General features: G+C 70.9%; 29 protein-coding genes. 18 read left to right on the top strand and 11 right to left on the bottom strand.

What is annotated here, in order from left to right; translation table 11 throughout:
* Window positions 1-13 precede the first annotated feature (13 nt).
* Window positions 14-1,384 (bottom strand): glycosyltransferase, encoded by a 1,371-nt coding sequence (locus ADL03_RS24520; protein WP_053735890.1) that lies wholly within the window; start codon window positions 1,382-1,384, stop codon window positions 14-16.
* Window positions 1,381-1,899, bottom strand: a complete 519-nt coding sequence (gene xrtP / locus ADL03_RS24515; RefSeq protein ID WP_197288610.1) for an exosortase P — start codon at window positions 1,897-1,899, stop codon at window positions 1,381-1,383. Before xrtP ends, ADL03_RS24520 begins: the two co-directional genes overlap by 4 nt.
* A 293-nt stretch (window positions 1,900-2,192) precedes the next feature.
* Between xrtP and ADL03_RS24510 the strand changes: the two genes are divergently transcribed.
* The 4 genes from ADL03_RS24510 to ADL03_RS24495 all read left to right on the top strand — a co-directional run bounded on the left by ADL03_RS24510 (window position 2,193) and on the right by ADL03_RS24495 (window position 5,219).
* The gene (locus ADL03_RS24510; protein WP_053735889.1) at window positions 2,193-2,957 is read left to right on the top strand and encodes a choice-of-anchor P family protein; all 765 of its coding nucleotides are present in this window, start codon (window positions 2,193-2,195) and stop codon (window positions 2,955-2,957) included.
* 12 nt (window positions 2,958-2,969) lie between these two features.
* Window positions 2,970-3,164, top strand: a complete 195-nt coding sequence (locus ADL03_RS24505) for an LPXTG cell wall anchor domain-containing protein (RefSeq protein WP_053735888.1) — start codon at window positions 2,970-2,972, stop codon at window positions 3,162-3,164.
* A 67-nt stretch (window positions 3,165-3,231) separates the two neighbouring features.
* A complete protein-coding gene (gene wecB / locus ADL03_RS24500; RefSeq protein ID WP_231642194.1) occupies window positions 3,232-4,407 on the top strand; it encodes a non-hydrolyzing UDP-N-acetylglucosamine 2-epimerase in 1,176 nt (391 codons plus the stop codon).
* 155 nt (window positions 4,408-4,562) lie between these two features.
* Window positions 4,563-5,219 (top strand): hypothetical protein, encoded by a 657-nt coding sequence (locus tag ADL03_RS24495; RefSeq protein WP_053735886.1) that lies wholly within the window; start codon window positions 4,563-4,565, stop codon window positions 5,217-5,219.
* A gap of 18 nt (window positions 5,220-5,237) precedes the next feature.
* Here ADL03_RS24495 and ADL03_RS24490 read toward each other — a convergent pair whose 3' ends face one another.
* On the bottom strand, window positions 5,238-5,777 hold the full coding sequence (locus ADL03_RS24490; protein WP_053735885.1) for an isochorismatase family protein: 540 nt from the start codon (window positions 5,775-5,777) through the stop codon (window positions 5,238-5,240).
* Window positions 5,774-7,063 carry a nicotinate phosphoribosyltransferase gene (locus tag ADL03_RS24485; protein WP_053735884.1) on the bottom strand — a complete coding sequence of 430 codons (1,290 nt, stop codon included), beginning with the start codon at window positions 7,061-7,063 and terminating at the stop codon, window positions 5,774-5,776. The genes ADL03_RS24490 and ADL03_RS24485 overlap by 4 nt, the downstream gene beginning before the upstream one ends.
* Window positions 7,064-7,142: 79 nt before the next feature.
* On the opposite strand from ADL03_RS24485, the gene clpS reads away from it, so the two are divergent.
* The 7 genes from clpS to ADL03_RS24450 all read left to right on the top strand — a co-directional run bounded on the left by clpS (window position 7,143) and on the right by ADL03_RS24450 (window position 11,000).
* Window positions 7,143-7,442 (top strand): ATP-dependent Clp protease adapter ClpS, encoded by a 300-nt coding sequence (clpS, locus tag ADL03_RS24480; protein ID WP_053736042.1) that lies wholly within the window; start codon window positions 7,143-7,145, stop codon window positions 7,440-7,442.
* On the top strand, window positions 7,439-7,996 hold the full coding sequence (locus ADL03_RS24475; protein ID WP_082373438.1) for a DUF2017 domain-containing protein: 558 nt from the start codon (window positions 7,439-7,441) through the stop codon (window positions 7,994-7,996). Before clpS ends, ADL03_RS24475 begins: the two co-directional genes overlap by 4 nt.
* Entirely contained in the window at window positions 7,993-8,904 is a 912-nt protein-coding gene (locus ADL03_RS24470) for a P1 family peptidase (protein ID WP_053735883.1), read from the top strand. Before ADL03_RS24475 ends, ADL03_RS24470 begins: the two co-directional genes overlap by 4 nt.
* 17 nt (window positions 8,905-8,921) lie before the next feature.
* Window positions 8,922-9,221, top strand: a complete 300-nt coding sequence (locus ADL03_RS24465) for a hypothetical protein (RefSeq protein ID WP_053735882.1) — start codon at window positions 8,922-8,924, stop codon at window positions 9,219-9,221.
* Between the two features lie 97 nt (window positions 9,222-9,318).
* The gene (locus tag ADL03_RS24460) at window positions 9,319-9,729 is read left to right on the top strand and encodes a Mov34/MPN/PAD-1 family protein (RefSeq protein ID WP_053735881.1); all 411 of its coding nucleotides are present in this window, start codon (window positions 9,319-9,321) and stop codon (window positions 9,727-9,729) included.
* Between the two features lie 39 nt (window positions 9,730-9,768).
* The gene (locus ADL03_RS24455; protein ID WP_053735880.1) at window positions 9,769-10,041 is read left to right on the top strand and encodes a MoaD/ThiS family protein; all 273 of its coding nucleotides are present in this window, start codon (window positions 9,769-9,771) and stop codon (window positions 10,039-10,041) included.
* 8 nt (window positions 10,042-10,049) lie between these two features.
* Window positions 10,050-11,000 (top strand): PLP-dependent cysteine synthase family protein, encoded by a 951-nt coding sequence (locus ADL03_RS24450; protein WP_053735879.1) that lies wholly within the window; start codon window positions 10,050-10,052, stop codon window positions 10,998-11,000.
* A gap of 192 nt (window positions 11,001-11,192) precedes the next feature.
* Here ADL03_RS24450 and ADL03_RS24445 read toward each other — a convergent pair whose 3' ends face one another.
* On the bottom strand, window positions 11,193-12,053 hold the full coding sequence (locus ADL03_RS24445; protein WP_053735878.1) for an SMP-30/gluconolactonase/LRE family protein: 861 nt from the start codon (window positions 12,051-12,053) through the stop codon (window positions 11,193-11,195).
* Window positions 12,054-12,085: 32 nt separating this feature from the next.
* On the opposite strand from ADL03_RS24445, the gene ADL03_RS24440 reads away from it, so the two are divergent.
* The 4 genes from ADL03_RS24440 to ADL03_RS24425 are packed head-to-tail and all read left to right on the top strand — an operon-like array spanning window position 12,086 to window position 14,645.
* Window positions 12,086-12,697, top strand: a complete 612-nt coding sequence (locus ADL03_RS24440; protein ID WP_197288609.1) for a rhomboid family intramembrane serine protease — start codon at window positions 12,086-12,088, stop codon at window positions 12,695-12,697.
* Window positions 12,698-12,708: 11 nt separating this feature from the next.
* Window positions 12,709-13,458 carry a glutamate racemase gene (murI, locus tag ADL03_RS24435; RefSeq protein WP_053736039.1) on the top strand — a complete coding sequence of 250 codons (750 nt, stop codon included), beginning with the start codon at window positions 12,709-12,711 and terminating at the stop codon, window positions 13,456-13,458.
* A 6-nt stretch (window positions 13,459-13,464) separates the two neighbouring features.
* Entirely contained in the window at window positions 13,465-14,232 is a 768-nt protein-coding gene (locus tag ADL03_RS24430) for an MBL fold metallo-hydrolase (protein ID WP_053735877.1), read from the top strand.
* Window positions 14,229-14,645, top strand: coding sequence for an OsmC family protein (locus ADL03_RS24425; RefSeq protein ID WP_053735876.1), 417 nt, complete (start codon window positions 14,229-14,231; stop codon window positions 14,643-14,645). Before ADL03_RS24430 ends, ADL03_RS24425 begins: the two co-directional genes overlap by 4 nt.
* On the opposite strand, the gene ADL03_RS24420 is transcribed toward ADL03_RS24425, so the two are convergent.
* Complete coding sequence (locus ADL03_RS24420; RefSeq protein ID WP_063798694.1) at window positions 14,603-15,100, bottom strand: DUF2231 domain-containing protein; 498 nt, start codon at window positions 15,098-15,100, stop codon at window positions 14,603-14,605. The two genes, ADL03_RS24425 and ADL03_RS24420, sit on opposite strands and share 43 nt — an antisense overlap.
* On the opposite strand from ADL03_RS24420, the gene rph reads away from it, so the two are divergent.
* On the top strand, window positions 15,099-15,917 hold the full coding sequence (gene rph, locus ADL03_RS24415; protein WP_231642191.1) for a ribonuclease PH: 819 nt from the start codon (window positions 15,099-15,101) through the stop codon (window positions 15,915-15,917). The two genes, ADL03_RS24420 and rph, sit on opposite strands and share 2 nt — an antisense overlap.
* On the top strand, window positions 15,914-16,513 hold the full coding sequence (gene rdgB / locus ADL03_RS24410) for an RdgB/HAM1 family non-canonical purine NTP pyrophosphatase (protein ID WP_053735873.1): 600 nt from the start codon (window positions 15,914-15,916) through the stop codon (window positions 16,511-16,513). Before rph ends, rdgB begins: the two co-directional genes overlap by 4 nt.
* Here the strand turns inward: rdgB and ADL03_RS24405 are convergent.
* From ADL03_RS24405 to ADL03_RS24385, 5 genes are all read right to left on the bottom strand, one after another.
* Window positions 16,510-16,851 carry a multidrug efflux SMR transporter gene (locus ADL03_RS24405; protein WP_053735872.1) on the bottom strand — a complete coding sequence of 114 codons (342 nt, stop codon included), beginning with the start codon at window positions 16,849-16,851 and terminating at the stop codon, window positions 16,510-16,512. The two genes, rdgB and ADL03_RS24405, sit on opposite strands and share 4 nt — an antisense overlap.
* 290 nt (window positions 16,852-17,141) lie before the next feature.
* A complete protein-coding gene (gene bcp, locus ADL03_RS24400; RefSeq protein WP_053735871.1) occupies window positions 17,142-17,609 on the bottom strand; it encodes a thioredoxin-dependent thiol peroxidase in 468 nt (155 codons plus the stop codon).
* Window positions 17,610-17,619: 10 nt separating this feature from the next.
* Window positions 17,620-18,147 carry a hypothetical protein gene (locus tag ADL03_RS24395; protein ID WP_053735870.1) on the bottom strand — a complete coding sequence of 176 codons (528 nt, stop codon included), beginning with the start codon at window positions 18,145-18,147 and terminating at the stop codon, window positions 17,620-17,622.
* Between the two features lie 324 nt (window positions 18,148-18,471).
* On the bottom strand, window positions 18,472-19,500 hold the full coding sequence (locus ADL03_RS24390) for an LLM class flavin-dependent oxidoreductase (RefSeq protein ID WP_053735869.1): 1,029 nt from the start codon (window positions 19,498-19,500) through the stop codon (window positions 18,472-18,474).
* 7 nt (window positions 19,501-19,507) lie between these two features.
* The gene (locus tag ADL03_RS24385; RefSeq protein WP_053735868.1) at window positions 19,508-20,242 is read right to left on the bottom strand and encodes a hypothetical protein; all 735 of its coding nucleotides are present in this window, start codon (window positions 20,240-20,242) and stop codon (window positions 19,508-19,510) included.
* 52 nt (window positions 20,243-20,294) lie between these two features.
* Here ADL03_RS24385 and ADL03_RS24380 point away from each other — a divergent pair, with 52 nt between their 5' ends.
* Complete coding sequence (locus tag ADL03_RS24380; protein ID WP_053735867.1) at window positions 20,295-21,422, top strand: NAD(P)-binding domain-containing protein; 1,128 nt, start codon at window positions 20,295-20,297, stop codon at window positions 21,420-21,422.
* The last annotated feature ends 66 nt before the right edge of the window (window positions 21,423-21,488 follow it).

Here is a 21,488-nt window from a genome sequence, read left to right as displayed (position 1 = left end):
ACAAAGTGACCCGTTACACATCCAGTGCGACTTTGCCCGTGGCGTGTTCGGTGTTGCGCCTGGTCTTCGCCCATCCGTTGTGGCCGCGCACCAAGCGGACGACGGCACGCCACGACGTGATGTAGAAGGTGTAGATGTACAACGCGTAGCCGAGCCCGTACGCAATGGACTTCCAGAAGCCCACGGGTTCGCAGCGCGCGCGGTACACCGGTCCCCACAACACGAACGGCAACAGGCCGAACGCGCCGTAGACGGTGAACAGGATCCAGGCGCCGTCGAAGAACCACGCCACGACCTCACCCGGCGACACCGCGAACCGGTAGGCCATCATCGCCACCGGGATCGGGTAGATCAGCGTGCCGAGCAACTGCATCCACGGTTGCGCGAGGTAATACATCATCTCCGCGGCGCCCAGCGTCGTCAGGTGCTCGGAGTCCCAGATGCGCCGCAGGTAGCGCATGCACTGCATCGTCCCCTGACCCCACCGCGTGCGTTGCGCAAGGAAGCGCCGCAACGAGTACAGTGCCTCCTGGTTCACGTGCGTGTCGAGGGTGAACCCGGTGTGCCAGCCCGCGGTCAGCAGGTGCACGCCGAGCTCGAAGTCCTCCAGCAACGACCCGCGCCACGGGCTGCCCGCCGGTCCGGCGATGGAGTCCAGAGCGGACAGCCGGGTGGCCTGTCCGTTGCCGCCCATGGAGATCGTGCCGGTGGCACCGCGCGACATCTGGATCGCCGCGATCGCCGTGCGGAACTCCAGGTCCTGCATGCGCACCAGGCCGGCGCCGAACGCGCGCCGCCACCGCGGGACGCCCGGCTGGCGCTGGCCCGCGTTGATCATCCGCACGTCCACCTGCACGGCACCGATCCGCGGGTTGCCGAAGAGGTGCTGTGCCGCACAGACTTCGAGGAAGTTCGGGGCGGGACGGCCGTCCGCGTCGACCACGACGACGATCGCGCTCTCGGTGTCCGCGCGCCGGCCCATCCACAGCTTCAGCGTGCGGTAGGCGTCGTTCAACGCGTTGCCCTTGCCGGTGCGGGCGTACGGGCGTTGGCGTTGCACGAGGTGGATCTGCGGGTCGCGGACACCGCCGTTGCGCTTGAGCATGCGCACGACCCCGGCGGTCCGGTCGTCGGAGTCGTCGTCGATGACCCACACGTGCGCGATGGGGAAGGTGCCGCGCAGGTAACGGATCGTGTCACCGATGACGGCCTCCTCGTCGCGGCACGGCACGAAGAAGTGCCACTCCAGCGTGCTCGGCTCGCCGACGGGAGCGGGGGTGCGCCGCAGGTACGGCACCACGATCACGAACACGTACGTCACGAAGGCGACGCTCATCGTGAGGGCGAGCGCCTGCGTGAACCCGAGGACCAGGTCGAGGGTCATTTCCTCGTCGCCAGCCAGACGAACGCGACCAGTGCCGCCGCGCCACCGAACACGCTCACCATCGACCCGAGCAGCGTGTGCCCCCAGTAGTAGCCGGTGTCGATGCCCAGCCAGTTCACCAGTCCCACCAGCGTGAGCACCCGGACCTGGTTCACGACCACGACCGCCAGCGCGGCGGTGCCCAGCGCGACCAGCACCCGGTGCTGGATCCGCGGCCGCAGCGCGATCATCACCGCGCCCACGACCACCAGCGGCAGCACCAGGAACGCGGACGTGCACTCCGGCGTCATCCGCAGGCCCAGCGGCGTGTCCGAGCCCAGTCCGAAGTAGACGGTCTGGCGGTCGGGCACCACGTGCACGCCGTAGGAGCTGATGGCGCTCAGCGCCGCGCCGGACAGGGAGATCTCCGCCGTGCGGTAGAGGCGGTGCGCGAACACGAGCCCGGCGGCGATGGCGAGCAGGACGACCACCGTCACCCGGCTCGGGAATGCGGTGCGGCGCACGGCAAGCGTCACCCGAGGATCCTTTCCACCGATGAGGGAGCGCCCAGACGGGCTACTTGACGTTCCATCGGTAGACGGAACGTCAGCCCTCACCCCCGGATCGGGTGATGCCGTAACCGGAAATTGATCAAAAACTCCACCATGAGTGGCACCGATTGGGCGAGTCGAGTGGTCGTGTCGCCCGATACGGGGAGTAACCCTCAGTTCCCCCGGAAGAAAGCCGATGCCGGTAATTGCCCCCGGAAAGCGTGAACCAGAGTGGTTCGAGCGCGCCCTGGGGCCGGAGGAATGACGGAAGGAGTTTCATGCGTGTCCGAATGACGGCACTGGCCGGAGTCGCTGCGATCGCAGCACTTCTGGCCGGTGCCGCACCTGCTTCGGCCGCTCCGGGGGACGCCTCGGCCCGTGGTGCGAAGCTCGACGTGACGCTGCTCGGCAGTCCCGCGGTCCACGCGGAGCCGTTCGCCGCCGCCAACGCGAACGGGCCGACGCAGAACACGTTCCTGGGCGTCGACCTCACCGGCATCCTGAAGACCGGTGTGATCAACGCTTCGGCGTCGCGGGACGAGCGCTCCGGCGGCGTGTACTCGCGGGCGAGCACCGCGGACGTCCGGGTCGACCTGCTCTCGAAGGTCACCGGCAGGATCACCGCCGAGCTGGTCGAGGCGGAGTGCACGGCCACCCAGAAGGGGCTGGCCGGCAAGTCCAAGCTCGTGGGCGTCAACCTCGGCAAGCTCGGCCAGGTCAACGCCGACCCGGCACCCAACACCGTGCTGAACGTCGAACTGGTCGGGATCAAGATCGCCGAGGTCGTCCTCAACGAGCAGGTGAAGAGCAAGGACGGCAGCCTCACGGTCAACGCCGTCCACATCCGGCTGCTGCAGGGCGTGCTCGGCTCCATCGGCACCGGCGACGTGGTCATCTCGTCCGCCACCTGCGGCCCGGCCGGCCTGCCCATCCCGATGGCGTCGGGCGCGGGCCTGTGGATCGGCCTCGGCCTGCTCGGAGTCGCCGCCGCCCCGGTCGCCTTCGTGGCGCTGCGCCGCCGCGCGTCGCTGACCGCGGCTTAAGGAGAGCGGCAGATGTACAAGGTCCCCGGAACCGGCGTCGGTGTCGGCACGGGTGTCGGTGCCCTCGCGGTCACCGGCGCGGACGTGACGTGGTGGATCGCCGCGGGAGTCGTGCTGCTCGTCGCGGGCGCGTTCCTCCTGCACTCGGCGCGCAGGAAGCGGCGAGCGGCCCCCGTCACCACAACCAGACCGAATCGAGCGGGCTGAGTCGGTCCGCCTGGGGATGCCCCCGCCCCCAGGCGGACCTCCCGTTCTCCCCCGAGAGGACAACGGTGTGAGCAAGGAAGTTCTGCTGGTCGCGGGCACCCGCCCGGAAGCCGTCAAGATCGCCCCGGTCGCCATCGCGCTGAGGGGCCACCCCGGTCTGACCCCGACGATCGTCCACAGCGGACAGCACTGCGGCATGGTCGAGCAGGCGCTCGGCGCGTTCGACCTCGTCCCCGACGTGCGGCTGGACGTGCCCAGGGTCAGCGGCACCCAGGCCGAGCTCGTCTCCCGGCTGCTGCCCGAGTTCGACGCCGTGCTGGCCGACCGCGACCCCGCGGTGACCCTGGTGCAGGGCGACACGACCACCACGCTCGCCGCGGCGCTCGCCTCGTTCTGGCGCGGCATCCCGGTGGCCCACCTCGAAGCCGGTCTGCGCACCGGTGACCTGTACGGCCCGTTCCCCGAGGAGGGGAACCGGCAGATGATCTCCCGCATCACCTCGCTGCACCTGGCGCCGACCGACGACGCGGCCAACGCGCTCAGCTCGGAGTCCCTGCCCGACAGCCACATCGTGGTCACCGGCAACACGGTCGTGGACGCCGTGCAGCGGGTCTCCGCCCTCGACCTGCCCACCCGCAGCGCCGACCTCGCCGCGCTCGAACGCGCCCTGGACGCCACCGGCGGGCGGCTGATGCTGCTCACCGTGCACCGGCGCGAGTCGTGGGGACGGCCGCTGATGCGGGTGCTCAACGCCGTGCGGTCCATCGCCGACCGCCACCCCGACCTGCACGTGCTGATCCCCGCGCACCCGAACCCCGGTGTGCGCGAACAGGTCGTGTCGGTGCTGGCCGGGCACGAGCGGATCGTCATCACCGACCCGCTGGACTACCCGGACCTGGTGCGGGTGCTCAAGCGCGCCGCGCTCGTGCTGACCGACTCCGGCGGCATCCAGGAGGAGGCGCCGTCGTTCGGTGTGCCCGTGCTGGTGCTGCGTGAGACGACCGAACGCATGCTGGCCGTCGACGCCGGGTGCGCCTGGCTCGTCGGCACCGACACCACCCGCATCCTCGCCGAGGCGGGCTGGGTGCTCGGCTCCCGGCTGCGGCTGCCGCTGGGGCGCAACCCGTTCGGCGACGGGCGTGCCGCCGTCCGGGTCTGCGCCGCGCTCGAGCGGCTGGCCGGCCTGCCGACCGCGCTGCCGCGCCGGGAGCCGTTCGCCACGCTGGTGGGCGCGCGTTATTAGCAGGTCCCGTGTCACCGGTTCGGGTAATAGGGCCTCCACGAACGGGTGACGTAGCCGTGGAACCACGGGCCGTGCCGGGCCGCGCTACGAGGATCGGTGGAAGAAACCAAGAGGCCCGCAGACACCGCGGCAAGACCCGCCCGAGAGGACCGGAAGTGCGCAAGAGTTTGATCGCCGGGGCCGTGGTCGCGTTGACCTTCGCGACCGCGGGACCCGCGCTCGCGGCCAACCCACCCGGCCACGCGTCGGCCGGTTCCGCCGACTTCGCGAAGGACGGCCAGACCTACCAGGTCGAGCCCCTCGCCGTGTGCGACGTCAACCCGGAGCAGGCCGGCACGGTCACCGGGGCGAGCCCCGCCCTGACCAGGCCGGGGCTCAAGATCGGTGCGACGACCTCCACCTGCGAGACCACCGTGGTCAACGAGGCGGAGTCCGTCACCACGACCAGGTCCACCGCCAGGGGCTCGGGCTTCGAGCTGTCCGCGCTGATGGCGCAGCGGGGCCCGCGGCTCAAGATCGGCGAGTGGGCCGTCACCTGCTCCGCCGAGCAGGCGGGCACCCAGGCCGGCTGGGAGCTCAAGGGCCTGTCCGGCTGGGGCGGGCTGCCCGCGCAGATCCCGCCCGGCTACGTCCACGAGGTCAAGTCCAGCGCCGGGACCGTGCTGGCCAGGGCGACGTTCGTCGAGACCGCGTACCCGGTGCCGAACGACGGCAGCCTCGCGATGACGCTGCTGAGGCTCACGTTCGACCCGGCGTCCGGCTACACGGGCTCGATCACCCTCGGCACGGCGGCCTGCTCGCCGACGCCGTAGGACACCGCCAGGACACCGCTAGGACACGGTGACACCCGCGGCGCGCAGCTCCTCCAGGGCCGCGTCGCGGGTGTTCTGCGCCACGGCCGCGGTCAGGTCCACGAGGACCGTGGTGCGGAACCCGTTGCGGTGCGCGTCCAGCGCCGTGGCCCGCACGCAGTGGTCCGTCGCGATGCCCACGACGTCCACCTCGGTCACGCCCTTGGCCGTGAGCCAGCCGGCCAGGTCGTTCTCCGCCTCGAAACCCGAGTAGGCGGCGGCAAACCGGCCCTTCGAGAACACCTGCTCGATCCCGGCCACGTCGAGCTCCGGGTGGAACGACGCACCGGGCGTGCCGGCGACGCAGTGCACCGGCCAGCTGTCCACGAAGTCGGGTTCCGCGCTGAAGTGCGCGCCCGGATCCACGTGGTAGTCGCGGGTCGCCACGACGTGGTCGTAGGACGAGGCCGTGACGTGCCGCGAGATGGCCGCGGCCACGGCGGCGCCACCGGCGACCGCGAGCGACCCGCCCTCGCAGAAGTCGTTCTGCACGTCGACGACGATCAGTGCCTTGGTCACTTCGACTCCTCCAGGTAGACCGTCGGGATCGCGGGCTCGCCGCGCGAGAGCTTGAGGCCCTCCCACGGCACGCTGACCAGCGCGGCCCGCAGGCGTTCGCGGTTCTGCTCCAGCCCGGGAACGCCGTCGGCGAGCTTGCCCGCGCGCATCAGCGGGATCTGCACGAGCCGGTCGTGCGGGCCGATCTCGGGTTCGGCCGTGGCCTGGAACACGACCTCCTCCAGCGCCGTGCCGGTGTCCTTGTGCCGCCGCAGCGCCTTCTTCCACCCGCCGCGCGACTGCTTGGACGTGCTGCGCTTCTCCACGTGCCGGCCGTCGACCTCGACCAGCTTGTAGACCATGCCCGCCGTCGGCGCCCCGGAACCGGTGACGACCGACGTGCCGACGCCGTACGCGTCCACGGGCTCCGCGCGCAGGGCGGCGATCGCGTACTCGTCCAGGTCGCTGGACACGACGATCCGGGTGTTCTTCGCGCCCAGGGCGTCGAGCTGGTCGCGCGCCTGCCTGGCCATCACGCCGAGGTCGCCCGAGTCGATCCGGATCGCACCGAGCTCGGGGCCCGCGACGGCCACGGCCGTCTTGATGCCCTCGGTGATGTCGTAGGTGTCCACCAGCAACGTCGTGCCGACGCCCAGCGCCTCGACCTGGCTGCGGAACGCCTCCTCCTCGGTGTCGTGCAGCAACGTGAACGCGTGCGCGCACGTGCCGGCCGTCGGGATGCCGTGCCGGCGGCCCGCCTCCAGGTTGGAGGTCGCGTGGAAGCCCGCCAGGTAGGCCGCGCGGGCGCACGCCACGGCGGCTTCCTCGTGGGTGCGGCGCGAGCCCATCTCGATCATGTGACGGCCGTTGGCGGCGGTGACCATGCGGGCGGCGGCGGACGCGATCGCGCTGTCGTGGTTGAGGATCGACAGCGCCAGCGTCTCCAGCACCACGCCCTCGGCGAACGACGAGCGCACGGTCAGCACCGGCGATCCGGGGAAGTAGAGCTCGCCCTCCGGGTAGCCGTCGACCTCACCGGAGAACCGGTAGTTCGCGAGCCACTCCAAAGTCGAGTCGTCGACCACGGCGTTGCGCCGCAGCTGGTCGATCTCCTCCTCGCCGAAGCGGAAGTCCTCGATCGCGTCGAGCAGCCGGTTCACCCCGGCGACCACGCCGTAGCGGCGCCCGTCGGGGAGCCGGCGCGCGAACACCTCGAAGACGCACGGACGGTCACCGGTCCCGTCACGCAGCGCGGCCGCGAGCATGGTCAGCTCGTAGTGGTCGGTGAGCAACGCCGTGGAGTTCATGGTCACCAACCCTAAGGTCGCATCCGGTTTAGCCGCATGCCGTCTCCGCGACTGCGGCGAACATGACACCATTGGCGGTATGACCACGCCCGTCGAACAGGAACGGACGCATGCCGAGCCCATTGGCGCGGAGATCGCAGCCGAGGACCGGCCATGGCAGACCGTGGTCTGGAACGACCCGGTCAACCTCATGTCGTACGTGACGTACGTCTTCCAGAAGCTGTTCGGCTTCAGCAGGGACAAAGCGACCAAGCTGATGCTCGACGTGCACCACAAGGGCAAGGCGATCGTGACATCGGGCACCAAGGACAAGGTGGAGGCCGACGTGGCCAAGCTCCACGCGGCAGGGCTCTGGGCGACCATGCAGCGGGCCTCGTGAAGCGGTGGATCCGCGACGGTGACGTCGTCGTCGGCAGGCTCGACCGCCAGGAAGCGGCGGTCGTGCGGGGTCTGGTCAGCCAGATCCAGGACATGCTGGTGGCCCGCGCCGAGGAAGCGCCCCAGGACGAGCTCGCCGAGCTGACCGGGATCAGGACAGGCCCCTCGCAGGCACCGGACGACCCGATCCTGGGCCGGCTGCTGCCCGACTTCCACCGGCTCGACGACGACGCGCCCGACCCGGCCGAGGTCGACTCGGCCGCGGCCCTGCGGTCGTTGCACGAGCCGGACCTGCTGGACCAGAAGACCGGTGCCGCCGAGGTCGTGCTGCGGACCTGCTCACCGGACGGCGGGGAGATCAGGCTGTCGATCGTCGAGGCCGAGGCGTGGCTCTCGTCGCTCAACGACGTGCGGCTGGCCCTCGGGACGGCGCTGGACGTCCAGGAGGACATGCCCGACGAGCTGCCGCCGGAGGACCCGCGCTCGCCGCACCTGGGCGTCTACCACTGGCTGACGTGGGTGCAGGAGACGCTCGTCGAAGCGATGATGCCGTGATCCCCGGCGTGCTGGTCGGCCACCACCACCGGATCTCGGACGGCTGGGCCACCGGCACGACCGTGGTGCTCGTGCCCGCGGGCGCGGTCGCCGCGGTCGACGGCCGCGGTGGCGCGCCCGGCACCCGCGAGACGGACCTGCTGGACCCGGCGAACCTGGTGCAGCAGGTGCACGCCATCTGCCTCAGCGGTGGGTCGGCGTACGGGCTCGCGGCGGCGGACGGCGTGATGCGCTGGCTGTCGGAGCGCTCGATCGGCTTCCAGGTCGGCGCGCAGCCGCACCACGTGGTGCCGATCGTGCCCGGCGCGGTGATCTTCGACCTGCCCATGTCGGAGTGGGGCAACCGGCCGGACGCGTCGTTCGGCCACGCGGCCTGCGCCGCGGCTGCCGAGGACTTCGCCCTGGGCTGCGTCGGCGCCGGTGCGGGTGCGCGGGTCGGGTCGCTCAAGGGCGGCGTCGGCGCGTTCTCAGCCACGGCCGGCGAGCACCGCATCGGCGCGCTGGCCGTGGTGAACGCGGCCGGCGAGGTCGTGGACCGCTCGACCGGCCTGCCGTGGCTGCCACAGCTCGGGACCGAGCCGGTGGCGTTGCCGCAGCGCAAGCCCGACGGCCTGAACACCACGATCGGCGTGGTCGCGGTCGACGCGACACTGTCCAAAGCGGAGTGCCGGCGGCTCGCGATGGCCGCGCAGGACGGCCTGGCACGGGCGGTGCGCCCGTCGCACACGATGTTCGACGGCGACACGGTGTTCGCACTGGCCACGGGTGCCCGGCCGCTGGCGGAGCCGCGCGCGTTCGCCCTGGACGCGCTGTGCACGGCCGCCGCCGACGCCTTCGCCGAGGCCGTGGTGTCCGGCGCTCGCGAGGCGACAACGGTGCACGGGGTACAGGCGTTCCGCGACCTCTGAGTGGGTAACCCGCCGGCATGGCCGATGTGATCGATCAGGCAGCCGGTGTCGTGTCCGAGCTCGTGCCACCCTCGGTGGCCGGGCGTGAGGTGCCGGGCAGGGAGCTCGTGGCGGTCGCGCCCGCCGGGCTCTTCGTGGCGTCCTTCCTGGTCCCGCCGGGGGTCGGGAAGGTGCTGATGAAGCTGGGCGTGCTGACCACGCCGCTCGCCGCGTGGGCGGAGCTGGCCGCGTGGCGCACCCTCGACCAGGGGCAGCGGCGGCGCGGTGTGGCGTTGCTGGCGCTCTACCTCGTGGTGGTGCTCAGCCGGCGGCGGTGACCGCACCCGGAGTACGCATCCGCGCAGGTAAGGCCAGGTGCGAGAGGTGTTATCTCGCATACCGAGACAACTTCCGCCAGCCCGTAGGATTGACGACGTGCTGGTGATTCGCCGTGACCTGGTGGACGCGATGGTGGCCCACGCGCGCCGTGACCACCCCGACGAGGCGTGCGGGGTGATCGCCGGGCCCGCGGGCTCGGACCGTCCCGAGCGCTTCATCGAGATGGAGAACGCCGAGAGGTCGCCCACCTTCTACCGGTTCGACGCGGGTGAGCAGCTCAAGGTGTGGCGGGAGATGGACGCCAACGACGAGGTGCCGGTGGTCGTGTACCACTCGCACACCGCGACCGAGGCGTACCCGTCCCGCACCGACATCTCGTTCGCGGGCGAGCCGGAGGCGCACTACGTGCTGGTCTCCACGCGTGACCCGATCGAGCACGAGCTGCGGTCGTACCGCATCGTCGACGGTGTCGTGACCGAGGAACCGGTCAAGATCATCGAGTCCTGAAGTTTCTCTGGGAAGTTTTCCTGCGGAGGTAGAACCACCATGGCCGTCACCGTGTCGATCCCGACCATCCTGCGCACCCACACCGGGGGCGAGAAGTCGGTGTCCGCCACCGGCGCGACGCTCGCCGAGGTCATCGACGACCTGGAGAACAACCACGGCGGCCTCAAGGCCCGCCTGGTCAAGGAAGGCGCGCTGCACCGCTTCGTCAACGTCTACGTCAACGACGAGGACGTGCGCTTCGCCGGTGGCCTCGACGCCGCGGTGAAGGACGGCGACAACGTCACCATCCTCCCGGCCGTCGCGGGCGGCTGAGCCACGCCATGGCGCGCTACGACTCGCTGCTGGACGCGCTCGGCGGGACCCCGCTGGTGGGCCTGCCGAGGCTGTCCCCGTCGGAGAACGTGCGCATCTGGGCGAAGCTCGAAGACCGCAACCCGACCGGCTCGATCAAGGACCGGCCCGCGCTGGCCATGATCGAGGCGGCGGAGCGCGACGGCGTGCTGCGGCCCGGCGCGACGATCCTGGAGCCGACGTCGGGCAACACCGGCATCTCGCTCGCCATGGCCGCGAAGCTCAAGGGCTACGGCCTGGTGTGCGTGATGCCGGAGAACACCTCGACCGAGCGCAAGCAGCTGCTGCAGGCCTACGGCGCGCGGATCGTGTTCTCCCCGGCGGCGGGCGGGTCGAACCAGGCCGTCGCCGCGGCGAAGGAGCTCGCCAAGCAGAACCCGGACTGGGTCATGCTCTACCAGTACGGCAACCCGGCGAACGCCGAGGCGCACTTCCGCGGCACCGGGCCGGAGATCCTCGCCGACCTGCCGGAGATCACGCACTTCGTCGCGGGCCTGGGCACCACCGGCACGCTGGTCGGCGTCGGGCGGTTCCTGCGCGAGGCCAAGCCGGACGTGCAGGTCATCGCCGCCGAGCCGCGCTACGGCGAGCTGGTCTACGGCCTGCGCAACCTCGACGAGGGCTTCGTGCCGGAGCTGTACGACGAGTCGGTGCTGACCGGCCGGTACTCGGTCGGCTCCTACGACGCGTTGCGCCGCACCCGGCAGCTGCTGGAGACCGAGGGCATCTTCGCCGGCATCTCGACCGGCGCGATCCTGCACGCCGCGCTGGCCGTGGCGCAGAAGGCCGAGGTGGCCGGGAAGTCCGCCGACATCGTGTTCATCGTCGCGGACGCGGGCTGGAAGTACCTGTCCACGGGCGCGTACGCGGGCACCCTGGACGAGGCCGCCGCCCGGCTCGACGGACACCTCTGGGCGTAGTTCCCCTGGGCGGAGTTCTTCTGGGTGTGAGAAGTGGCGGTGACCGCGCGCAGCGGTCACCGCACCCGCCTTCAGAAGATCATCTGAAGGAACCCTTCCAAGCGAGGTCTTCCCTCATCACGCGGCCCCCAGGCGCTCGGTTGATCCGTACCGCACCTTTTGTAGTGCATTGCCCCGGGACGCACATCCGGATTAGCCGGCGAAGGCCACACCGGGCAGGCCGGCGCCGATGCCGGGCAGCACCAGCACGGACCCGTTGAGCTGCCGTTCCACAAGCGTCTCGTCGGACAGGCCGGCGCGGGCCGAGGTGACGTAGAGGTCGGTGAAGTCGTTGCCACCGAAGCAGCACGCGGTCGGCTGGTCGACCGGCAGCGCGATCTCCCGGTCCAGCTCGCCGTCCGGGGTGTAGCGGCGCACCGCGTGCCCGCCCCACAAGGCCACCCACACGCAGCCGTCGGCGTCCACGCACAGCCCGTCCGGTGAGCCGTCGGTGTTGCCGACGTGGGCGAGCGGGCGGCGGTTGCTCACCGTGCCGTCGGAGTTGTCGAAGTCGAACACGTCGATGCGGCGGGTGGGCGTGTCGATGAAGTACATGCGCCTGGCGTCCGGGCTCCAGCCCACGCCGTTGCTCGTGTTCACCTGGTCCACCACGACCTTCGCCGCGCCGTCGGCGGAGATCCGCGCGAGCCAGCCCTCGTTCGCGGCCTGGTCGTAGCGCATGGTGCCGGCCCACAGCCGTCCCGCCGGGTCGATGCCCGCGTCGTTGCCGCGCACGCCGTCGCGGGCCCAGTAGACCAGCCAGCTCTTGGTGCCGTCGCGGTCGACCAGCGCGATGCCGTCGCGCAGGTTGCAGACGAGACCGCCGTGCGCCCGCGGCTTCGCGGCACCGACGTGCTGGGGGAGCACGAGCACCGAGTCGTCGTCCCGCGCGGGGGCGTACCGGTGCACCTCGGAGGCCAGGATGTCCACCCACAGCAACGTGGAGCTGCCGTGGTCCCAGGTCGGCCCCTCGCCGAGCTGAGCCGATACCCGCACCGCTACCTCGATCGACACCCGCCCACCTTAGGGCCACGTACGCTGGTCGTGTGGACCGCACTGCGCTCGCGAAACGGGTGATCCCGCCGCATCCCGTGCTGTCGTTGCTGGTCGTCGCCGGGTTCGTCGGCTTCCTCTACGCCGTCGAGGCCTTCGACGTCGCCACCGGCGGCTCGCTGGAGGACGACGGCGTGCGCCCGCGCGACTTCAGCCAGTGGGACAACCTGGCCTGGATGCCGTTGATCCACGGCGACTGGAGCCACCTGACCGGCAACGCGCTTCCGTTGCTGCTGCTCGGGTTCCTGGCCTCCTCGGGCGGGATGAAGCAGTTCCTCCAGGTCACCGCGGTGATCTGGTTGACCAGCACGCTGGGCGTGTGGGTGTTCGGCAGCGAAGGCAGCCACATCGGGGCGTCCGGGCTGGTGTTCGGGTTCCTGACGTTCCTGCTCGTGCGCGGTGTGTTCGCGCGGTCGTGGCTGCAGCTGGTGATCGCGATCGGCGTGTTCGCGCTGTACGGCGCGGCGCTGTGGGGCGTGCTGCCGGGCCAGCCGGGCGTGTCGTGGGAAGGCCATCTGTTCGGCGCAATGGGTGGAATCCTCGCCGCCTGGGGTGTTTCTCGCGACAACCGCAGGACTGCCGCACCGGCTACATTCACGGCGTGACGATCGGGATCATGGACTCGGGCGTCGGCGGCCTGACGGTCGCCAGAGCCGTCATGGAACAGCTGCCCGGCGAGTCGATCCACTACATCGGTGACACGGCGCACGGCCCGTACGGCCCGCTGCCGATCGCGCAGGCCCGCAAGCACGCGCTGGAGGTCTGCGACCGGCTGGTCGGCGAGGGCGCGAAGATGCTCGTCATCGCCTGCAACACCGCCTCCGCCGCGTGTTTCCGCGACGCCCGCGAACGCTACGACGTGCCCGTGGTCGAGGTGATCCTGCCCGCCGTCCGGCGTGCCGTGCTGGCGACGCGGTCCGGCCGGGTCGGGGTGATCGCGACGGTCGGCACGATCAACTCGCACGCCTACCAGGACGCGTTCCAGGCCGCGCGGGACGTGACGGTCACGGCGGCGGCCTGCCCGCGGTTCGTCGACTTCGTGGAACGCGGCATCACCTCCGGCCGGCAGGTCCTCGGCCTCGCGCAGGCCTACCTGGAACCGTTGCAGCGCGCCGACGTCGACACCGTGGTGCTGGGCTGCACGCACTACCCGCTGCTGACCGGCGTGATCCAGATCGTCATGGGCGACCGCGTCACGCTGGTGTCGAGCGCCGAGGAGACGGTCAAGGACGTCGTGCGGCTGCTGACCGAGCGCGACGACTTCGCCGACGAACCACCCGTGCACAGGGTGACGTGCACCGGGCCTCCGGAGAGGTTCGCGAAGCTGGCCGCCAGGTTCCTGCCGACGTTCGAACAGTGGGGGTGAGGGCTCGTGCTGCTGACCGTGCTCGGCTGCTCCGGCAGCATTCCCGGACCCGGTGCCGCGGCGTCGGGGTACCTGCTGGAGGCCGACGGGTTCACGCTGGTGCTGGAGTTCGGCAACGGCGTGCTGGGACGGTTCCAGCAGGAGCGGCCGTTGTTCTCGATGGACGCGCTGGTGCTCTCGCACCTGCACCCGGACCACTGCATCGACGTGTCGTCGTTGTACGTGGCGCGCAAGTACCACCCGGCGCCGCCGTCCGGGCGACTGCCGGTGTACGCGCCGTCCGAAGCGCACTCGCGGTTCGCCGCGGCCTACGCGCCGTCCGCCGCCGAACGCGCGTCGCTCGACCTCACCGATGTCTTCGACTTCCACCCATTGGGCTCCCCAGTCCACATAGGACCGTTTACCGTGGAGTCAGCGGTCGTCGCGCACCCTTGCGAGGCATACGGGTTCCGGATCTCGTGCGGTGGCGTGACGCTGGCCTACACCGGTGACAGCGGGCCGTGCGCGGCGCTGGACGAGCTGGCGGCCGGTGCGGACGTGCTGCTCGCCGAGGCCAGCTGGACGCACGCGCCGGACCGCGTGGCGGACCTGCACCTGTCCGGGCTGCAGGCCGGTGAGCTGGCCGCGCGCGTGGGCGTCGGGCGGCTGCTGGTCACGCACGTGCCGCCGTGGACGTCGCGCGCGGCCGTGCTGGCGGAGGCCAGGTCGGTGTTCGAGGGACCGTGCGAGCTGGTCGTAGAAGGCGGCCGGTACGAGGTGGGGGAGACAGCATGATCGAGCTGGAGCGGGTGGGCGAGCACGAGTTCGTGGCGACGAACGACCGCGGTGCCTCGGTGCGCATCGGCCGCAAGGACCAGGAGGGCTCGTTCAGCCCGGTGGAGCTGCTCGTCGCGGCCGCCGCCGGCTGCGCCCTGGTCACGTCGGAGACGCTGATCCTGCGCCGCACCGGCGGCGACCGGTTGTCGGCGGTCGCGGACGCCGTGCAGTCCGAGAGCGGCAACGAGGTGATCTCCATCCCCGTCACGCTCTCCTACGACCTGTCCGCTGTGGACGATCCGGAGGCGCTGGAGCTCGTCGTCCGGCGCGCCGTCGAGCAGTTCTGCACGGTCACGCGGACGTTGAAGCAGTCGGCGACGGCCCCGCTTCAGCTCCCGACGCCGCTCCAGACCACCTCCGACCCGCTGTGACCTGCCCTCACCGTCTGCACGGTCGTCCCCACGGCGAGCAGCACGACCAGCACCGACACGACGACTGAGACCACCCGCCACGTCCTCGTGGTGGGTGCCTCCGCCTGCCGTTCCCGGTCGGCGAGCCGCCCGGCGACCAGCAGCGCGATCACCGCGACGCCGAAGCCGAGCGCGACGGGCAGCAGCGTCGTGCCCAGGTCCGCGTGCGACTGGATGGCCGGGTTCGGCGCGCCGGTGGCACGTTCGAGTGCGGCCTGGAGGTCCTCGCCCGCCTGCTTCGCGACCGGCACGGCGGCGACACCGGCCAGCGTGACCCCGAGAACGGGCCAGGCGTACCTGCGCCGCCAGGCCGGGACCAGCGCGATCGCGATCGAGCCGAGCGCGGCCAGGGGCAACAGCACGACCACGGCGTGCACGAGCAACGGGTGGATCGGAATACCGTCGATCGTCAGCATGTCTCTCCCTACGCCATGGCGCCTCGCAGGGTTCATTAGGGTAGGCGCCGTGGTGCGAAGCGACGGCCGAAACGATGACGTGTTGCGTGACATCCGGATCACGCGTGGATATCAGACCTGGCCGGCCGGCTCGGTCCTGATCGAGTTCGGGAACACCCGCGTGCTCTGCGCCGCGAGTGTCACCGAAGGCGTTCCCCGCTGGCGTTCAGGCTCCGGCCTCGGCTGGGTGACCGCCGAGTACGCGATGCTCCCGTCCGCCACGCACACCCGCAGCGACCGGGAGTCCGTGAAGGGCCGCATCGGCGGCCGCACGCACGAGATCTCCCGGCTGATCGGCCGGTCGCTGCGCGCGTGCATCGACCTGGCGGCGCTGGGCGAGAACACCATCGTCATCGACTGCGACGTGATCCAGGCCGACGGCGGCACGCGCACGGCGGCGATCACCGGCGCGTACGTGGCGCTGGCCGACGCGGTCACCTACCTCGGTGCCGCCGGTCGCCTGGCCGACCCGTCGCCGCTGTCGTGCGCGGTGTCCGCGGTGTCGGTGGGCGTGGTCGACGGGCGCGTGCGCCTGGACCTGCCCTACGAGGAGGACTCGCGGGCGGAGGTCGACATGAACGTCGTCGCCACCGACGCCGGCACGTTGATCGAGGTGCAGGGCACCGGCGAGGGTGCCACGTTCGCGCGGTCCACTCTGGACCGGATGCTGGACGTCGCGCTGCAGGGCTGCGCGGAGCTGAACCGCCTGCAGGCCGAGGCGCTGTCCGCGCCGTACCCCGGCGTGCTGCCCGAACCGAAGTCCGGTGGTCGCAGGTGAAGCTCCTGCTGGCGTCCCGCAACGCGAAGAAGCTCCGCGAGCTGCAGCGCATCGTCGTGGCCGAGGACCTCTCGGGCATCGAGGTGCTGTCGCTGTCGGACGTGCCGGAGTTCCCGGAGGCGCCGGAGACCGCGCCGGACTTCGAGGGCAACGCGCTGGCCAAGGCCCGCGACGCCGCTGCCGCCACCGGCTTGGTGTCCGTGGCCGACGACTCCGGCCTGGCCGTCGACGAGCTCAACGGCATGCCCGGCGTGCTGTCCGCACGCTGGTCCGGCCGCCACGGCGACGACGACGCCAACCTCGACCTGCTGCTCGGCCAGCTCGGCGACGTGCCGGACGAACGCCGTGGCGCGGCGTTCGTGTCGGTGGTCGCCCTGGTCGTGCCCGGCGGCGAGGAGGTCGTCGTCCGCGGCGAGTGGCGCGGTTCCCTGCTGCGCGAGCGGCGCGGGACCAACGGCTTCGGCTACGACCCGATCTTCCTGCCCGAGGGGTACATGGTCACCTCGGCGGAGATGAGCGCCGAGGAGAAGGACGCCCAGTCGCACCGGGGCCGCGCGTTGAAGCTGCTGGTCCCGCACCTGCGCAAGCTCCGTTAGGCGGTGACGGCGTGTGCGTGCGAGGCGACCGACACCACGCACACGCCGGCCGCGATCAGCGCCATGCCGCCGAGCATGGCGAGGTTCAGCGGGTCCTCGAACAGCACCCGGCTGGTGATGGTGACCAGCGCGATGCCCGCGCCGGCCCAGATCGCGTACGTGATGGCGACCGGCAGGCCCATCCTGATCACCACCGACTCCAGGTACAGGGCGGTCAGGAACCCGACACCCAGGCCGAGCACCGGCCAGGGTTTCGTGAAGCCGTCGGAGTATTTGAGACAAAGGGTTGCGAAAACTTCCGCGCCCACGGCGACGGTCAGCAGAATCCACTTGAGCATTGAATTTTCCCAGCACGAAATGCACGCAGCGCGAGGCGTGCGTGTTTGCTTGCGAACGGTGGGTTGAGGGCAGGAAGCCCTGATCAACCGCCGCGCGTGGGGAAGTGGACGCGCAAGACGAAATCAGACGGGATGTCGGGACCGCGAGGTGCCGTCAAGCGACACACGGTGTATCACCCTCACCGGAACAAGGGGCGGCATTTGTTGCACGCCCTCACCCCGAGGGTACCCGAAGAAGGGGCCGCCGCCGCAAGACTTGCGGCGGCGGCGTCACATTCCCGGGTGAATTTTCAGGCGGGCAGTTCGCGCAGCAGCTTCGCGACGTGGCCGGTGGCGCGCACGTTGTACATGGCCTTCACGATCTTGCCGTCCGGGCCGACGAGGAACGTCGAGCGGATGACGCCCTGCACGGTGCGGCCGTAGTTCTGCTTCTCGCCGAACGCGCCCCACTCGGTGAGGACGGTCTTCTCCGTGTCGCCGAGCAGCGGGAACGTCAGGCCCTCCGCGTCGCGGAACTTGGCGAGCTTCTCCTGCTTGTCCGGCGAGATGCCGATCACGGCGTAGCCGAGGTCGCCCAGCTGGGCGAGGCTGTCGCGGAAGTCGCAGGCCTGCTTGGTGCAGCCGGGCGTGCTCGCGGCCGGGTAGAAGTACACGACGACGGACTTGCCGAGGTAGTCGGACAGCGACACCGGCTTGCCCTCGCTGTCGGGCAGCGTGAAGGCGGGTGCGGTGTCTCCTGGTTCGAGACGGGTGCTCATGACGCTGAGACTAGGCCTGGCCCTCGAACACGGTCGGCGCGTCCTGGCCCTGACCGCCGGGCTGCACGGTGAGCTGCATCTGCACCGGGCCCTCCGGCACCGCGAAGGCGAGCAGCACCTGGGTGTCCTTGCCGGGCGGCAGCTCGGTCGCGGCGGCCGCGAGGCCGTTGAGGCCCTGGACCGAGTCGACCAGTTCGGGAGCGGCGGCACCGTTCGCCATGGCCTTCACGGCGAGCTGAGAGGGCCGGTAGGCGTTCTTGGAGCCGTTGTAGACCGTGAGCGTGAAGACGGCCGTGCGCGGCGCACGAGGCGTGGCCGTGTCGGACGGCGAGAGCGATCTCGGGGCGGACACCACGACGGAGAGACCGGAGCCCCACACGCGCTGGGTGCCGAAGGCGGCGTTCATGGTGGCGTCGGGGGTCTCGGCGCGTTGCTCGACGGTCAGGTTCTCGTCGGGGGTGACGGCGACGCTGGGGCCCGCACATCCCGCCACGGCCAGCAGCAGGCAGAGACCCGCTGCCGATTTGGCGAACTTCACGAACTCCCCTTTCCCACCCTGGCGGTGGGTGTGAACGACTCCCGTCAACTGTGACGGTGCCATGGGGAGTGCGGGGGCTGAAAGGGGGCCTTGAAGCGGACCTGGTGCCAGGCCGTGGCCGACTCGTGATGGGCGGCGTGGGCGGCGCCACAGAGTGCGCCGGCCCCACGCCGTCCTTCGGGTGATGCTAGGGAGCGCGTCGGGGGGCGTGCGCGCTCATACCGATCATCGCGCAGCGTGTGTCACGCGCTACAAGCGGAGCCGATTATCACCCGTTCAGACGAACGCCAGTCGTACGAAACGTGAAGCTCACGCGTGGCCGACTCACGTATGTGCGGCTGAACGGCCCAGCGAGGACGTCCGTTCGGCCACCGCGCTCAGCAGCTCGAACGAGCGCAGCCGGTCCTGCTGCCCGTGCACGATGGTCGTCACCATGAGCTCGTCGGCCGCGGTCGAGTCCAGCAGCTCGTCCAGCCCCGCGCGGACCGTGTCCGGGGAACCGATGATCTGGGTGGCCATCCGGTCCTCGATCACCAGCTCGTCGATCTCGGTGTACGGGTAGGCCGCGGCCTCCTCCGGCGTGGCCAGCGGAGCCGGGCGGCCCTGGCGCAGCTTCACGAACGACAGCGCACCCGGACCGGCGATGAACCGCGCGTGCTCGTCGGTGTCGGCGACGATCACCGAGGCGCACACCATGGCGTGCGGCTCGCTGAGGACCTCCGACGGCCGGAAGTGCTTGCGGTACAACGCGAGCGCCGGCAGCGTGTTCTGGGCGCTGAAGTGGTGGGCGAACGCGAACGGCAGCCCCAGCAGCCCGGCGGCCTGCGCGCTGTAGCCCGACGAGCCCAGCAGCCAGATCGGCGGCCTGTTGCCCGCGGCGGGCACGGCGTTGAGCTCGGCGGTGCCCTCGAAGTAGTTGATGAGCTCGGTCAGCTCCTGCGGGAAGTTCTCCGCGGACAGCCCGGCCTCGGTCCTGCGCAGCGCGCGGGCCGTCTTCTGGTCGGTGCCGGGCGCGCGGCCGATGCCGAGGTCGATGCGGCCGGGGTGCAGCGCTTCGAGCATGCCGAACTGCTCGGCGACCACCAGCGGCGCGTGGTTGGGCAGCATCACCCCGCCGGAGCCGACGCGGATGCGTTCGGTGGCAGAGGCGATGTGCTCGATCAGCACGGCGGGCGCGGAGCTCGCGATGCCGGGCATGTTGTGGTGCTCGGCGAACCAGTAGCGGTGGTAGCCGAGCCGTTCGGCCTGCTGAGCGAGTTCCCTGGAGTGCCGCAGCGCGCTGGTGGCGTCCGAGCCCGAACCGATCGGGGCGAGGTCGAGAACGGACAGCGGGATCTCACTGAGGCGGCTCATACATCGATCAACACCGATACTTCGTGACTTCTTCCGTGAGCCGCGTAACTCGTTTCGCCGCCTGGTCGTAGGAGGTGCCCCTCGGGTGCAGCGTGAGGACCGCGACGATGCTGAAACCGCAGGTCCCGGACGTGTGCATGGCCGGTGACGTGAGGTCGAGGTCCCACTCGGCCCGCGGCCGCGGGCGGTCCGTGCACGGCTTCACCGGGTCGCCGAACCCGGACCAGCCCTGCTTGAACGCGGGCCGCGTCGTCACGTCCGGCAGCCCGAACGACTGGTCGAACCCGTCCGCGGCGCACCTCTCCGCCCGGCGCAGGTGCCCCATGACCGTGTGCCGGACGTGCGGCCGGGCGTCTTCGAGCAGGTAGCGGTAGACCTTCACGACGTCGTGCGCGCTGACCGCCGTGTACCCCCACATGCCGCGCTTCTCCGGCGGCCTGGTGTCCTGGAGGCCCAGCCGCCGCGCCGTGCGCACGACGAGCTGCTCCCACCCGTTCTCGACCCACAGCTCACTGGCCGCGGTGTCGTCGCTGACCCGCAGCATCGGCTCGATCCGCGGGTCGTCACCCCTGGTCTCCAGCTGCTCGATCGCGATGAGGATCTTGACGAGCGAGGCGGACCTGATCGGCCGGTGCACGTCCCGCCCGGTCAGCGCGTGCGTGACCCGGTCGTAGACGGCGTAGGAGGCCGTGGTCGTCGGCACGGGGGTGGCCAGCAGGGCCAGCGTCAGCAACAGGTGCACCCTTCGGGAACCTAGGCTCGCTGACTCGTCCGTCACACCTGAAATCGAGCCCATGCCCCGATCGGTTGACGCAGGTGTGACGGATGTCGTGGTGATCGGCGCGGGCCAGGCGGGCCTGTCGGCCTCCTACTTCCTGCGCAAGCGCGACGTCGACCACGTCGTGCTGGACGCGAACCCCGCACCCGGCGGCGCGTGGCTGCACCGCTGGCCGAGCCTGCGCATGCGCACCGTGCACGGCATCCACGAACTGCCCGGCATGCCGTTCGAACAACCCCCGCCGGACGCACCGGCGAACGAGGCCATCCCCTCGTACTTCGCCCGCTACGAACAGCTCTTCGACCTGCCCGTGCTCCGCCCGGTCACCGTGACGTCCGTCGTCGACGACGCCCCGCTGCTGAAGGTCGAGACCTCCGCCGGCACGTGGACCACCCGCGGCCTGATCAACGCCACCGGTACCTGGCGCCGCCCCTTCTGGCCGCACTACCCGGGCCAGTCGACGTTCCTCGGCCGCCAGCTGCACACCGCGGACTACCGCGGCCCGGAGGACTTCGCCGGCAAACGCGTCGTGGTCGTCGGTGGCGGCGCCTCGGCCACCCAACTGCTGCTGGAACTGGCCCCGCTCGCCGCCGCGACCCGCTGGGTGACCCGCCACGAGCCGGTGTGGCGCGAGGGCCCGTTCACCGAGGACTACGGCCGCTGGGTCGTCGGCATGGTGGAGGAACGCGTGCGGGCCGGCCTCATCCCGCGCAGCGTGGTGAGCGTGACGGGCCTGGCCCTCACCGACCAGACACGCGCGGCGATCGCGTCCGGCGTGCTGCAACGGTGGCCGATGTTCACGCGCATCACCCCGACCGGCGTGGAGTGGGAGTCCGGCGACCGGTTCGACGCCGACGTGATCCTGTGGGCGACCGGCTTCCGCCACGACCTCGACCACCTGACGCCGTTGCGGCTGCGCGGGCCCGGCGGCGGGGTGCAGGTCGAGGGCACTCGGGTCGTTCACGATCCGCGGGTGCACCTGGTGGGGTACGGGCCTTCGGCCAGCACGATCGGGGCGAACCGGGCGGGGCGGAGTGCGGTGCGGGAGTTGGTGCGGGACTTGGGGCGGGACTTGGGGCTGGGGCCTGCGTCGCTCGATCGGGTGACTCATGTCCGGACTCGTCCGTCTGCCCGTCTTGTTTGACGAGGCGAGGTGAAGGGTCGCCCGGTCGGGTGACATGTGTCCGGAACCTCTCGCTCGCTCGTCCCC

It is taken from the genome of Nocardia sp. NRRL S-836 (assembly GCF_001279525.1).
Taxonomy (GTDB): Bacteria; Actinomycetota; Actinomycetes; order Mycobacteriales; family Pseudonocardiaceae; genus Lentzea.
This window is presented reverse-complemented; position numbering and strand designations above follow the sequence as displayed.

Coding starts and splice junctions, on each gene's coding strand:
- ADL03_RS24380 (WP_053735867.1), top strand. CDS start 20,295: ATGCCCCGATCGGTTGACGCAGGTGTGACGGATGTCGTGGTGATCGGC.
- ADL03_RS24520 (WP_053735890.1), bottom strand. CDS start 1,384: ATGACCCTCGACCTGGTCCTCGGGTTCACGCAGGCGCTCGCCCTCACG.
- ADL03_RS24510 (WP_053735889.1), top strand. CDS start 2,193: ATGCGTGTCCGAATGACGGCACTGGCCGGAGTCGCTGCGATCGCAGCA.
- ADL03_RS24405 (WP_053735872.1), bottom strand. CDS start 16,851: ATGCTCAAGTGGATTCTGCTGACCGTCGCCGTGGGCGCGGAAGTTTTC.
- ADL03_RS24465 (WP_053735882.1), top strand. CDS start 8,922: ATGGCCGATGTGATCGATCAGGCAGCCGGTGTCGTGTCCGAGCTCGTG.
- ADL03_RS24390 (WP_053735869.1), bottom strand. CDS start 19,500: ATGAGCCGCCTCAGTGAGATCCCGCTGTCCGTTCTCGACCTCGCCCCG.
- murI (WP_053736039.1), top strand. CDS start 12,709: ATGGACTCGGGCGTCGGCGGCCTGACGGTCGCCAGAGCCGTCATGGAA.
- ADL03_RS24425 (WP_053735876.1), top strand. CDS start 14,229: ATGATCGAGCTGGAGCGGGTGGGCGAGCACGAGTTCGTGGCGACGAAC.
- ADL03_RS24485 (WP_053735884.1), bottom strand. CDS start 7,063: ATGAACTCCACGGCGTTGCTCACCGACCACTACGAGCTGACCATGCTC.
- bcp (WP_053735871.1), bottom strand. CDS start 17,609: ATGAGCACCCGTCTCGAACCAGGAGACACCGCACCCGCCTTCACGCTG.
- ADL03_RS24450 (WP_053735879.1), top strand. CDS start 10,050: ATGGCGCGCTACGACTCGCTGCTGGACGCGCTCGGCGGGACCCCGCTG.
- ADL03_RS24505 (WP_053735888.1), top strand. CDS start 2,970: ATGTACAAGGTCCCCGGAACCGGCGTCGGTGTCGGCACGGGTGTCGGT.
- clpS (WP_053736042.1), top strand. CDS start 7,143: ATGACCACGCCCGTCGAACAGGAACGGACGCATGCCGAGCCCATTGGC.
- ADL03_RS24420 (WP_063798694.1), bottom strand. CDS start 15,100: ATGCTGACGATCGACGGTATTCCGATCCACCCGTTGCTCGTGCACGCC.
- ADL03_RS24455 (WP_053735880.1), top strand. CDS start 9,769: ATGGCCGTCACCGTGTCGATCCCGACCATCCTGCGCACCCACACCGGG.
- rph (WP_231642191.1), top strand. CDS start 15,099: ATGTCTCTCCCTACGCCATGGCGCCTCGCAGGGTTCATTAGGGTAGGC.